The following is a 12,430-nucleotide window of genomic DNA, read 5'->3' on the forward strand; positions in this document are numbered from 1 at the left end:
CCACCTGCCGGCTTGTCTCACGATGATGTGAAACTGTTCGGCAACAGCTGCCGGGAAATTTATGAAAGCTTAACGTTATCGGTATGAATCGAGAGAGCAGCGCCTTACATCAGCCATTTGTGGACAGGAATTCTTCCACCGGCGCATGGCGATTCCAGAGCAGCTTCCGGGCAGGGATGGTGTCTTTATGAAATTTTCTCTCCTGAGCAGGCCGATCTCGCTTCCGCTGGCTGCATTGGCTGCGACAGTGGCGCTTGGCGCGCCGCAGGCTGGTGCTCAGAACTTCTTCGACATCCTGTTCGGTGGTGGCAACCGCGCCCCGCGCCAGCAGCAGGGCGAATTTCCGCCGGCTCCGGTGCAGAAGAAGCGGGCACCCGTAGCGGCGGCCAAGATCAGCGCGCCGTCCTATTATACCTACAAGACCGACGCGATGGTGACGGTCGACTTTGCCAAGCTGATCGCCGGCACGCAGTCGGTGTCGCTGGAGCCGTCGCTTGCCGGTACGGCGTTCCGCGAGGCGCTGGCCGGGCTCGATGCCTTCGACCTTGTTGCCGAAAAGGAGATCGCCAAAGGGCTGCTCGACTACTATACGGCCAATCCCGATTTCATCTGGGTCACCGGCCAGACCGCCAACAGCCGCGCCGAAGAGGCGATCAGGACGTTGAGCGACGCCGCCAGCCACGGGCTGATGCCGGCCGACTATGCGGTCTCCGTGCCCCCGGCAGCCTATGCGCTTGACGACACCGTCGGCCGGATGAAGACGCTCATCCGTTTCGAGATGGCGATGTCGGCACGCGTGTTGCGCTACGTGCATGATGCACAAGGCGGCCGCATCGATCCGAACCGCATCTCCGGCTACTATGATTTCGCCGCCAAGCCGCTCGACATGGCCGGCGTGCTGAAGAGACTCAGCCAGTCGAATGACGCGCGGGCCTTGCTTGAGGCATTCCATCCGCAGAATCCCGAATACAAGGCGTTGCGCGTCGAACTCGAGGCGCTCAAGGCGAGCGAGGAAAACGACATCGTCGTTGATGCCAAGCTTTTGCTGAAGCCCGGCGAGACCAGCCCGGAGCTGCCCAAGCTGCTGCATCTCATCGCCCGCGACCTCGACGATGAGATGGGTGGCGAATTCGGCGAAACGCTGGCCAGGCTCGGCAGCAGCGAAATCTATACACCCGAACTGGTGCCGGTCATCGAGGCGGTGCAGAAGCGTGCCGGGCTCAAGGCCGACGGCGTCGTCGGCCCGCGCACGGTGGCAACCCTTGCCGGCACGTCGAAGGCAGATCGCCTCGACAAGGTCGTCGTCGCGCTCGAACAGCTGCGCTGGCTGCCGTCCGAGCTCGGCAGCCCACGCGTCTTCATCAACCAGCCGGCCTATACCGCGAGCTACATCGACGGCGGCACGGAAAAGCTCAAGATGCGGACGGTGATCGGCAAGACCAGCAACCAGACCAGCTTCTTCCAGGACGAAATCGAGCAGGTCGACTACAACCCGTATTGGGGCGTGCCGCAGTCGATCATCGTCAACGAGATGCTGCCGCGCCTGCGCAACGATCCCAGCTATCTCGACCGCGCCGGTTACGAAGTCACCGATTCGCGCGGCCAGCGCATTCCGTCGTCGGCGATCAATTGGGGCCAGTATGGCTCGAAGGTGCCCTACAGCGTGCGCCAGGCGCCGAGCGAGGCCAATGCGCTGGGCGAGCTCAAGATTCTGTTCCCCAACAAGCACGCCATCTACATGCACGACACCCCGCAAAAGGCGCTGTTCGACCGCGACAACCGGGCCTTCAGCCATGGCTGCATCCGCCTGGCCGATCCGCGCGGCATGGCCGCCGCAGTGCTTGGCACCGACGTAGATCACATCGCGGCCAAGCTGAAGCAGGGCCATTCCTTCGAGAAAGTGACCCGCAAGATCCCGGTGTACGTCGCCTATTTCACCGCCTGGCCTGATCTCGACGGCAAGGTCGAGTATTTCGGCGACGTCTATGATCGCGACGCCAGGCTCAAGGACGCCATGGCTCGTACAGATGCGGCGAGGGCACCGAGCATCTGATCTGCTGCATGCAGGCTCAGGACAAGGTCCGGGTCAGCCGAGCATCTGTTCAGCCAGGCGTCCGGATTGCCGGTCCTGCGCGCCCATCGGAATGATGGCGCGGCGGGGAAAGTGCAGGATCCTCCACAACAGCCGCCGGATTTCGCGGATTGCCTTTTCGGATCGCGTCAGCCGCACTTTCGGTCGGGGCATACGCGGTGACGCCAACCGTTCCGGCTCGAGGTCGCTCGGCAGCGTGATCGCCTGGTCGGGCAGGAACATTTCCTGGATGCTGATGGCGGGCGACAATTGCCAGCAGGGCGTCTCGTGCCTGGTCATGTCGAAGAGAAAATCGTCCACCGGGCGGTCGATCCTGCTGGCCTGCGTCACCAATTGCGCGGCCAGGCGCCTGGAGATGGCATAGGCGGCAGCGCCGTTGTGGAAGCTGTACAGCGGCAGCAGGCGGTGTGTCTTGATCTTGCCGCCGCGCCGGCCGACCAACACGGGATTCAGCGTCGTTTCGAGCTTGATCAGGTCGACGCCTGCAGGAATCCACGCGTCGTCGCTCAGAAAATCGGCGGCATCCCGGCTGAAATAGACATCGTCTTCGAGCACGACCGCATGTCTGTCGCTGCCTTCGGCAATCCGTCGCCACACAGCGATATGGCTCATGAAGCAGGCAACCTCGCCCGGCGACCAATTGTGATGATTGCGCAGGACCAGCCGGTTGATGATGTCGTCATCAAGTGCGGTTTTGTCGATGGCGCTGAAGCGCTCGAAGCCCAGGCCCATCCGGCGGAAGGCCGTGGTCATCCAGGCCAGCCGTCCAGTCTCCCGATCAAGGTTGATGACGAAGCACCGCATCGGATATTTTCCCGCTCGCCTGCTGATCGCAGAACGGTCGGTGCCGGTCAATTCGATGCAGTTTCTTCAGGCGGGAACACCCGGTTCTGGCTTTCGAGCCAGTAATACATCCGGACGTAGTTTTGATAGGCCAAGTGCTTCGCATCCTCATCTGCCGTCCCTGTCGCCTTCGAAATCCCATGCGGGCCGATGTAAAAATATTCCTCTCCCATCGCGGCCAACGGCACATGGTGCGCGGGCGCTTGCTCAAAAATCGAAAATCCCATGAAGGCGTTCCTGGCGTCCTGCAACGAAAGCAAGTGCAGCAGCGTGGGGGCGAAGTCGACCGACGTGCGATAGTCGGCGTCGAAGGTCGACGGCAGAGCCAATCCGCTGTGATGAATGATCAAAGGGATGCGGTCGACGAAATAGGCTTGGTAGTCGTCCCCCTGCAGGGCCTTTACCACCGCGGGTTCAGGATAGGTCGCATGATCGGCAGTGATGATCAGGATCGTATTGTCGGAAAAGCTCGAGCTCTGAAAGTAATCAGGAATTTTCCAAGCTGCGCATCGAAGTTGTGCATCCTGTTCAGCGCGGGGTTATCACCGCTGCCATAGGTCACGCCGGCGCTGTCGGAATCCAGGAACGCATGGGTGCCGACATTGTAGGTCGCAACGAAGAACGGCTGCTTGTTGCCGCTTAAGGCTTGTTTCTCCAGGAAGCCTTTCAGGCCCGAAAATACCTCCGCGTCGGCTGCGTCAGACGTGCCGGAACTGAGTACTACGGGTCTGCCACCCAAAAGTTCAGGGAGCGTCTCCACGGCGTAGACGGTGTCAAAGCCGAGCGATCGCAGCATGGCGTTGAAACTGGCGCCCTGCGGGCTGGAGGACAGAAATGCCGTCTTGTAGCCTCGGTCCAGCAGGATGTCTGGTATCGTCCGGTAGTTGATGCTGGTGAGCAGCGCTGTGTTGTTTTCCCCTTCGGCTTCCCAGCCGCCGCTTTCGGCGCCGCCATTCCTCGGATATCCGGAAACCAGCTGTCCCTGGATTCCTCGATAGGTTGCCGCAGTGTGGCTGAAGTAGTTGTAGACAGTCATTGAACGCGCGGCAAAGCGGTCGATGTTGGGCATCAATCCCTGATGCTTGCCGCCATAGGTTCCCAGAAAGCGGGCAGACAACCCTTCGGCAAAGACCACGATAATGTTGGGCCTGTCTGACGCCGATTGTGCGGCGCCAAACGACAAAGGGCTGGAATAGGCCTGATCCCGCAACAGAGGGTAGTGCTCGTTGATCGGCAGGCTGATGCCTTGCCGATCCAGCGTGTCGGCCATGTCAGAGAGGTTGTTGCGGGCCCTGCGCAGATCGCGAAATTTGCGGGCAAGAGATGTGGCCGGAGCCATATCCGGACGGAGATCGAGGGTTCTTTCGGCGAAGGAAGAGCTGTCGAACATGCCGGCAAAGAGCAGGCAGGCAAGTGTCGCGGCGAAAACGAAGCTCTTTCCGGGCCGGTGGAGCGCCGCTTGCTTGCGCGCCTTGAGGGCGAACAACGAAAGGCAGATCCAGCTTCCGAAGCCAAGGGCTGCGATGACGAAGAACAGGGGCTTTGCCGCATACTGGCTGCCGTCAGTGTGGTTTTCCAACGCCAGAACGGAGATGTAGTGCCCCGACAGATAGGCGGAAAATCCCTGCACCAGATAGATCAGCATCACCAGCAGGGGCACGGCGAGAGAGACGAACAACGCCGGCAAGGCCACCCAGCCGCTGCGCTGGGCATGCCAGGCAACAAGTCCCAGCACGCAAAAGAACGCGAGCTCGATCGCCGGCAGCAAGATTGTGGTGACGTCGACGGTGAATGCCGGATTCCGCTCTCGCAGGGCAATCAGCAGGAGGGCGAGATACAAAACGTAGATAACCACGAAATAGAACTCGTAGCTTCGCTTCAAAAGAATATCTGTAAATTTCATCTGCAGGTCGTCTGGAAAATCACATCAAAAAACAGAGTCTCTCAGGTTATTCGAGTCGCGCGTGGCAATGTATTGGCCGGTCTCGATGTTTAGTCCAGGTAGTTGAATTGGTTACCGTCGCACGGCAAATGACACGAGTATCGTAACGGCGAAACGACGAATTCTGGTCCCATCTTGCCGGAGACTGCGTTTGTCTCCTGATCGGGGCAGGTAGCGTAGTGTTCGTCGCCAGTGATCCGGGACGTGTAAGGGAGAGCGGCATTGCCGTTGTTCGGTTATGTATTCGGATATCGAACTGTGATTTGGCGTTCTGACTTGGAGTAAAGATGTAGTGGAAAATATTCTTATGCGTATTACGTGATGTTATTTGAAAATTATGTGACAATATAATCTTGTGGTAATCTGCTGTACCTAAGGTGCCGGCAAGGGTTCGCTGTGTGTCTGGAGGAATGCATGTCTTCTGTACTGAAGATTATTCTCGTCCTTGCGTCACTTATGCTGTTGACGGCCTGCCAGACCGATAGGCGGCGGTGCGAAACCGAAACGGGTGGCGCTGCCACCTATCGAAAGAGCGATAACTGCGGGCGTGCGGCAAAGCCAGCTGAAGGCAGCGATCGGCCGGAGAGGCAGGTCAGGGAAAAGCCTGTGACGCCGACTGAGCCCGAACCAGAGGGGCCGGTTTTTCCATAGCGCCAGCTTGGTTCAGGCTCCCAGTCCGCCAGGCGCGGCGGCGGCTAGGCTCGACGGCACGCTCAACTGGATCGTCCGCCTGATCATCGACCGCCTTCACGTGGTAAGTGTAACCGCGTGCGGTCCCTCTCGCACTTGCAGCCGGCCAGAACACATCATGTTCGATCAACACGCGGGACGGCCGTGCTGGCAATCGCCAGGGAAGCTTGACCTTCGGTCGCCAGATGATCGTATGGCCCTCGGCCAACAGCACGTTTGCAGCCAGCGGCTCGGGTCACACTTCCCAATCTTCGCTCATGACATCTCCTTGCGCGTCGACAGATCTGCGGAAGGAGAACGGGCCATATCAATTCGATGCCAGAACCGTACACGTTCCGGCATCGTTTGGCATGACTGTGCGTATTGCTTGTAGACGGCTGCGGAGGGGCCAAGGTAATGGTGGGCGATATAGGGATTGAACCTATGACCCCACCCGTGTGAAGGGTGTGCTCTCCCGCTGAGCTAATCGCCCGTCCGAGGCCCGAGAGCCGAACGTGACGGCGATATAGGGGAGGGGTGGGAGTGGTGTCAAGGCGGCTTTAGCGACTTGCCGCCTCTATCAGCTTCTGGGCCATGCCAAGCGTCAGTTCGTCGTAGTGCGAGATGACCACCGACGGCTCATATTCGCTGACATGACGGTCGGTGTAGCCGAAATCGACGGCAACCACAGGAATGCCGGCGGCCTTTGCCGTGTCGATGTCGGTGACCGAATCGCCGACCATGACGGCGCGGGACGCGTCGCCGCCGGCCTTGGCGATGGTTTCGGTAAGGTGCCGCGGATCGGGCTTGCGGATGCCGAAGGTTTCCGGGCCGGTGATGGCGGCGAAACGATCGGACAGGCCGAGCGCCTGGATGAGCCCCTTGGCGAGGTTTTCGTACTTGTTCGTGCAGACGGCGAGCAGGTAGCCGGCATCAGTGAAGCGGTCCATCGCGGCGACCGCGCCGGGATAAGGCAGCGAGCGACCCGGAATATTGACCGTGTAGTGATCGAGGAAGATGTCGTGCAGGCGGTCGTGCTCCACGCTGGCCAGCTGCTTTTGCTGGGCGTTGTAGGCGCGCTCGATCATGATGCGGCCGCCCTGGCCGACGAAGCGGCGGAACGCCCGGTCGTCGACTTCGGCGAGGCCGCCGGCGACGAGCGTGTGATTCAGGCTGTCCAAAAGGTCGGGGGCGGTGTCGACGAGCGTCCCGTCGAGGTCGAAAACGATGATCGGCTTGGACATGGCTCCGCCTTTTGTGGAGTTGTGCGTTGCAAGAGGCGATAGCCTTGGACCCGGCAGGACGCAAGCCCGGGCCATAAAGCCTTTGACCCAACGGGCAAAAATGCTAGGAGCCAAGCCTGATATTCGAGGATTTTGCGAACAAGTCATGGATGCCAAGGCTTTGAAGATCGAGGCGGCGCGCGCCGCCTTGGGGTATGTCGAGAGCGGAATGCGCCTTGGCATAGGTACCGGTTCGACGGCCGAGGAGTTCGTCAGGCTGCTGGCCGAGAAGGTAGCTGACGGCATGCAGATCATCGGCGTGCCGACGTCTGAACGCACCGCAACCCTTTGCCGCGAGCTGTCGGTTCCGCTGTCGACGCTCGACGAGACGCCTGAGCTCGACCTCACCATCGACGGTGCCGACGAGATCGATCCGCAGCTGACGCTGGTCAAGGGCGGCGGCGGCGCGCTGCTGCGCGAGAAGATCGTGGCCGCGGCGTCGACGCGCATGGTCGTCATCGCCGACCAGACCAAGCTCGTCGACACGCTGGGGCGCTTCCCGCTGCCGATCGAGGTCAATCCGTTCGGCCTCAAGGCGACGGAGATCGCCATCGCGAAAGCTGCGGAAAAGCTCGGGCTTTCGGGGCCTTTGGTGCTGCGCAAAGTCGGCGGCGAGACCTTCGTAACCGACGGTGGACATTTCATTATCGATGCATCTTTTGGCCGCATTCCAGATACAAGAGCGCTTTCGGATGCCCTGCACGCCATTCCTGGCGTCGTGGAGCACGGTCTCTTTCTGGGGCTGGCCACCGTTGCCGTCATCGCCGGCTCGGACGGGGTCAGAACCGTTCATCCGGTACGCTAAACAGGAGTTCTATTCATCATGATTTCGATAAACCGGCTTCGCCGCTTCTCCGTCATGGTGGCGGCTTCGGCATTCGCGGCCGTCGCATTCTCGGCCCAGGCGCAGGAAATCAGCGAATCCCACCTCAAGGCGGCACATGCTGCGATCGCTTCGATCCACGCGACCGACTCTTTCGATTCGATCCTGCCGCAGGCAGCCGCGGCACTTAAGCAGCAGCTGATCCAGCAGAATCCCGATATGCAGGAAGTGATCACCCAGACCGTCGACGAAAAGACGCTGGCGCTGGCCGCCCGCCGTGCCGATCTCGAAAAGGAATCGGCGCTCGCCTACGCAAAGTCGTTCTCCGAACAGAACCTCAACGACATTGCTGCTTTCTACAATTCGGAAGCCGGCAAGAAGCTGATCGAGAACGGCCCGATCGCCTCGCGCGAATTGGTCAAGGCTGCCGAGATCTGGCAGAACGGCATCGCGCGCGATCTCGCCGAGCAGGTGGGTGAGCAGCTCAAGGCAGTCATCGGCACCAAGGCTCCGGCCGAGGGTGCTGCGCCCGCAGCCCCGGCAGCACCGGCGAACTGATCAGCCGCGACCATCGGTCACGATGCAAAAGCCCGGCATTCGCCGGGCTTTTCTTTTGATGTCTCTGCCACTACCTGTGACCGCATCACAGGCGCATCCCGTGCGGTGCGCAGTTTCAAGGACTTAGAAGAGCGGCGCGCGTCGTTGGCGTACTGCTCTCCCGCAGGAAGGACACCCATGGCCCAGTACGACTACGATCTTTTCGTCATCGGTGGCGGCTCGGGCGGTGTGCGTGCGGCACGTGTTGCGGCCGCTCTCGGCAAGCGCGTCGCACTTGCCGAAGAGTTCCGTTTCGGCGGCACTTGTGTCATCAGGGGCTGCGTGCCCAAGAAGCTCTATGTCTACGCCTCGCAGTTTCCCGAGCATTTCGAAGATGCTGCCGGTTACGGCTGGACGGTCGGCGAGGCCAAGTTCGACTGGAAGGCGCTTGTAGCCAACAAGGAGCGCGAGATTTCGCGGCTCGAGGCGATCTACAAGCGCAATGTCGAAGGTTCCGGCGGCGAGACGATCCATTCGCGTGCCGAACTCGTCGACAGCCACACGATCCGGATCGTCGATGAAAACCGCACCGTCACCGCCGATCAGATCCTGATCGCAACCGGCGGACGGGCTGCGGTGCATCCCGCACTGCCGGGGCATGAGCACTGCATCTATTCGAACGAAGTGTTCGACCTCCCCGAACTGCCCAAGGCGATCATGATCGAGGGCGGCGGCTATATCGCTGTCGAATTTGCCAACATCTTCCATGGCCTCGGTGTCGACACCACGCTGGTTTATCGCGGCAAGGAAATCCTCAGCCGCTTCGACATGGACCTGCGCCGCACCTTGCACGAGACGATGGAGCAGAAGGGCATCAAGATCTTGCTGCATTCGGTTTCGCAGGACGTCAGCAAGCGCGGCGATGGCCGTCTCGACGTCACACTGAACACCGGCCAGATGCTCACCGTCGACCAGGTTCTGCTCGCGATCGGCCGCACACCCAACACCGAGAACCTCGGCCTCGAGGCCGCCGGCGTTGAGATGGACAAGCAGGGCGCGATCGTCGTCGACCGGTATTCGCGCACCAGCGCCGACAACATCTGGGCCGTCGGCGACGTCACCAATCGCGTCCAGCTGACCCCTGTCGCCATCCATGAGGCAATGTGCTTCGTCGAAACGGCGTTCAAGGACAATCCGACTGAGCCGGACCACGATTGCATCCCGACAGCTGTGTTCTCGCAGCCCGAGATTGGCACCGTCGGTCTCTCCGAGGAAGACGCCGCCAAGCGGTTCAGGCATCTGGAGATCTATCGCACCAGCTTCCGGCCGATGCGCCACACGCTGTCGGGCAGGCAGGAAAAGATGCTGATGAAGCTGGTCGTCGACGGCGACACGCGGCTTGTCCTGGGCGCTCACGTGCTCGGCCCCGACGCCGGAGAGATGGCGCAGCTACTCGGCATTACGCTCAAGGCAGGGCTCACCAAGGACGACTTCGATCGCACCATGGCCGTGCATCCGACGGCTGCTGAAGAGCTGGTGACGATGTACAAGCCGACCTATCTGGTGAAGGACGGCGTCCGCGTCGACAACTGACGTGGTCGCCTCTCGGACCTGCCGCAGGGAAACGTTCGATCTCGGACGTGTTCCGGGGTAGATTAGGGGCTCCTCATCGTGTAAAGAGCCGCGTTCCCGCAATGGCGGGTTGTGGCGCGGGTGAGGTGCCCGTTAGCGAACTTTATTAGGTGCGAACATGACGAAATGGTCCCCGAATTCCTGGAGAAGCATGCCGATCCAGCAGGTCCCGGCTTATCCGGACGCTGCGGCGCTCGTGGAAACGGAAGCTCGTCTCGCATCTTTTCCCCCCTTGGTTTTTGCAGGTGAGGCGCGCAAGCTGAAGAAACAGCTTGCTGCCGTTGCCAATGGCGAAGCCTTCCTGCTCCAGGGCGGCGACTGTGCCGAGAGCTTCGCCGAACACGGTGCCGACAACATCCGCGACTTCTTCCGCGTCTTCCTGCAAATGTCGGTCGTGCTGACCTTCGCCGGCGCGCAGCCGGTGGTGAAGGTCGGCCGCATCGCCGGCCAGTTCGCCAAGCCGCGTTCGTCCGACAACGAGACCAAGGGCGACGTGACGCTGCCGAGCTACCGCGGCGACATCATCAATGGCCCGGCTTTCGACGAGAAGTCGCGCATTCCCGATCCGGCGCGCCAGGAGATGGCCTACCGCCAGTCGGCGGCGACGCTGAACCTTCTGCGCGCCTTCGCCCAGGGCGGCTATGCCAGCCTGGAGAACGTGCACAAGTGGATGCTCGGCTTCGTCTCCAACAGTCCGCAGGGCGAGCGCTACGAAGCGCTGGCCAACCGCATCACCGAGACGATGGACTTCATGAAGGCCGTCGGCATCACCTCGGAGACCAACTACGCGCTGCGTGAGACCGACTTCTACACCAGCCATGAAGCCCTGCTGCTCGGCTACGAGCAGGCGCTGACCCGCGTCGACTCGACCTCGGGCGACTGGTATGCCACCTCGGGCCACATGATCTGGATCGGCGACCGTACGCGCCAGGTCGACCACGCGCATGTCGAGTATTGCCGCGGCGTGAAGAACCCGCTCGGCCTCAAATGCGGCCCGTCGATTACGCCTGACAACCTGCTCAAGCTGATCGACCTGCTCAACCCGGAGAACGAGGCAGGCCGCCTGACGCTGATCGCACGCTTCGGCCACGACAAGGTCGATGAGCACCTGCCGAAGCTGATCCGCGCCGTCGAAAAGGAAGGCCGCAAGGTCGTCTGGTCGTGCGATCCGATGCACGGCAACACGATCACCGCTGCCGGCTACAAGACGCGTCCATTCGACCGCATCCTGAGCGAAGTGCAGAGCTTCTTCGACATCCACCGCTCAGAGGGCACGCACCCGGGCGGCATCCATGTCGAGATGACCGGAAACAACGTCACCGAATGCACCGGTGGCGCCCGTGCCATCACGGCCGAGGAACTGCAGGACCGCTACCATACCCATTGCGACCCGCGCCTCAATGCCGACCAGGCGATCGAGCTCGCTTTCCTCGTGTCGGAACTGCTCCGCAAGAGCGCACCGACTCCAGTGAAGAAAGCCGTCAACGCCTGATCGCCAAAACGCGGTTGCAGAATCGAAAAGGCGCCGGTCTGACCGTCGCCTTTTTCATTTGAACGGATGGCGATGCGCCTCAGTCCTTCTTGTACAGCATCCAGTTCTTGCCCTGGCGCTCGGCGATCGTCGAATAGCGTGTAACGCGGTTGCGGCCGATCAGTTTGGAGCGGTAGAGTGCCCGGTCGGCCTTGGCGTAGAGGTCCTCGGCGCTATCGGCATCCGAGGCCATGCACACACCCATCGAAACGGTGACCTGGCCGCAGTTCACGCCCGGCTGAATATCCTTGAATTGCGTCTGCGCAACCAAAAGGCGAACGCGGTCAGCGATCTCGAACGTCGCTTCCTCAGTGGTGCCTTCGACGATCAGTGCGAACTCCTCACCGCCGGTCCGGGCCACGAACATGTCGCGGTGGACGCTGGACTGAAAGATGCTGGCGATGATCCGCAGGATCTTGTCACCCACAGGGTGGCCGTGCCGGTCGTTGATGTCCTTGAAACGGTCGATGTCGGCCAGGATCAGCGCACTGAACAGCACGCCCCTGTTGTCGTTATAGATCTTGGCGATCCGCCGGTCGAAGGCGCGCCGGTTCCAGATGTGGGTGAGGGGATCGGTATCGGCAAGCTTCTTGTACTCTTCGAGCTTCGACTTGACGCTTTCGAGTTCGCTCGACTTGTCGCTCAGCGCGGTTGCCACGTGCTTGCCGTGATCGATCTTCGAGGCGGTGGCAACCGCCATCACGCCGACGATTTTCTGCAGCAGTTCCTGCGACATGGCGGTACGGCTGTTCAAGCCGCTCGACGTCTCATCGAGAACCTTGCCATAACGCTCCAGATGCGTCTGCTCGTTGCGCAGCAGGTTGGCGACGCCTTCCAGCTCTCGCGCCAGGATTTCGCGGGCATGTTCGACGATGCCTTGCCCATGGTTTTGGACAAAGAACTTCTGGCCGATCAGGTCGAGTTGCTCCTGTGTCGGACGATTGCCGAGTGCGATGACCTCCAGGCTGAGGGCCGCGTTGGTGCCGGTCAGTGCTTCGTAGAAGATCTCGTAATTGCGCGGCAGTCCAATGACGCCCATCTGGCTCATCGTCGCCACGACAGTACTCGCAATATCGTT

10 protein-coding genes and 1 tRNA gene are annotated in these 12,430 nt (G+C 61.0%); 5 read left to right on the top strand and 6 right to left on the bottom strand.

The features are described 5' to 3' along the window. The first annotated feature begins 187 nt into the window (after positions 1 to 187). Entirely contained in the window at positions 188 to 2,053 is a 1,866-nt protein-coding gene (locus N7E70_RS14865) for a L,D-transpeptidase family protein (protein WP_263006789.1), read from the top strand. A 33-nt stretch (positions 2,054 to 2,086) separates the two neighbouring features. Here N7E70_RS14865 and N7E70_RS14870 read toward each other — a convergent pair whose 3' ends face one another. The 5 genes from N7E70_RS14870 to N7E70_RS14890 all read right to left on the bottom strand — a co-directional run bounded on the left by N7E70_RS14870 (position 2,087) and on the right by N7E70_RS14890 (position 6,790). Further along, positions 2,087 to 2,947: a glycosyltransferase family 25 protein gene (locus N7E70_RS14870; RefSeq protein ID WP_263006790.1), complete on the bottom strand. Its 861-nt coding sequence runs from the start codon at positions 2,945 to 2,947 to the stop codon at positions 2,087 to 2,089. Continuing rightward, complete coding sequence (locus tag N7E70_RS14875) at positions 2,944 to 3,342, bottom strand: hypothetical protein (RefSeq protein WP_263006791.1); 399 nt, start codon at positions 3,340 to 3,342, stop codon at positions 2,944 to 2,946. Before N7E70_RS14875 ends, N7E70_RS14870 begins: the two co-directional genes overlap by 4 nt. 38 nt (positions 3,343 to 3,380) lie before the next feature. Beyond that, positions 3,381 to 4,838: a sulfatase-like hydrolase/transferase gene (locus N7E70_RS14880; protein WP_263006792.1), complete on the bottom strand. Its 1,458-nt coding sequence runs from the start codon at positions 4,836 to 4,838 to the stop codon at positions 3,381 to 3,383. 1,126 nt (positions 4,839 to 5,964) lie between these two features. Next, a tRNA-Val gene (locus N7E70_RS14885) sits at positions 5,965 to 6,039 on the bottom strand. Between the two features lie 67 nt (positions 6,040 to 6,106). After that, a complete protein-coding gene (locus N7E70_RS14890; RefSeq protein ID WP_154383971.1) occupies positions 6,107 to 6,790 on the bottom strand; it encodes a phosphoglycolate phosphatase in 684 nt (227 codons plus the stop codon). A 145-nt stretch (positions 6,791 to 6,935) separates the two neighbouring features. On the opposite strand from N7E70_RS14890, the gene rpiA reads away from it, so the two are divergent. The 4 genes from rpiA (at position 6,936) to N7E70_RS14910 (ending at position 11,313) form a co-directional block, all read left to right on the top strand. Then, complete coding sequence (gene rpiA, locus N7E70_RS14895) at positions 6,936 to 7,634, top strand: ribose-5-phosphate isomerase RpiA (protein ID WP_182573948.1); 699 nt, start codon at positions 6,936 to 6,938, stop codon at positions 7,632 to 7,634. 18 nt (positions 7,635 to 7,652) lie between these two features. Continuing rightward, positions 7,653 to 8,210: a DUF2059 domain-containing protein gene (locus N7E70_RS14900; protein ID WP_154383972.1), complete on the top strand. Its 558-nt coding sequence runs from the start codon at positions 7,653 to 7,655 to the stop codon at positions 8,208 to 8,210. A gap of 177 nt (positions 8,211 to 8,387) precedes the next feature. Next, entirely contained in the window at positions 8,388 to 9,782 is a 1,395-nt protein-coding gene (gor, locus tag N7E70_RS14905) for a glutathione-disulfide reductase (RefSeq protein ID WP_067961298.1), read from the top strand. A 157-nt stretch (positions 9,783 to 9,939) separates the two neighbouring features. Further along, complete coding sequence (locus N7E70_RS14910) at positions 9,940 to 11,313, top strand: class II 3-deoxy-7-phosphoheptulonate synthase (protein WP_067961301.1); 1,374 nt, start codon at positions 9,940 to 9,942, stop codon at positions 11,311 to 11,313. Positions 11,314 to 11,392: 79 nt separating this feature from the next. Here the strand turns inward: N7E70_RS14910 and N7E70_RS14915 are convergent, their stop codons facing one another. Beyond that, entirely contained in the window at positions 11,393 to 12,400 is a 1,008-nt protein-coding gene (locus N7E70_RS14915) for a GGDEF domain-containing protein (protein ID WP_263006874.1), read from the bottom strand. Positions 12,401 to 12,430: the final 30 nt, after the last annotated feature.

Origin of the sequence: Aminobacter sp. NyZ550 (assembly GCF_025628925.2) — a bacterium.
Lineage (GTDB): Bacteria > Pseudomonadota > Alphaproteobacteria > Rhizobiales > Rhizobiaceae > Aminobacter > Aminobacter ciceronei.

Coding starts and splice junctions, on each gene's coding strand:
- N7E70_RS14865 (WP_263006789.1), top strand. CDS start 188: ATGAAATTTTCTCTCCTGAGCAGGCCGATCTCGCTTCCGCTGGCTGCA.
- N7E70_RS14880 (WP_263006792.1), bottom strand. CDS start 4,838: ATGAAATTTACAGATATTCTTTTGAAGCGAAGCTACGAGTTCTATTTC.
- N7E70_RS14890 (WP_154383971.1), bottom strand. CDS start 6,790: ATGTCCAAGCCGATCATCGTTTTCGACCTCGACGGGACGCTCGTCGAC.
- rpiA (WP_182573948.1), top strand. CDS start 6,936: ATGGATGCCAAGGCTTTGAAGATCGAGGCGGCGCGCGCCGCCTTGGGG.
- N7E70_RS14900 (WP_154383972.1), top strand. CDS start 7,653: ATGATTTCGATAAACCGGCTTCGCCGCTTCTCCGTCATGGTGGCGGCT.
- gor (WP_067961298.1), top strand. CDS start 8,388: ATGGCCCAGTACGACTACGATCTTTTCGTCATCGGTGGCGGCTCGGGC.
- N7E70_RS14910 (WP_067961301.1), top strand. CDS start 9,940: ATGACGAAATGGTCCCCGAATTCCTGGAGAAGCATGCCGATCCAGCAG.
- N7E70_RS14915 (WP_263006874.1), bottom strand. CDS start 12,400: ATGAGCCAGATGGGCGTCATTGGACTGCCGCGCAATTACGAGATCTTC.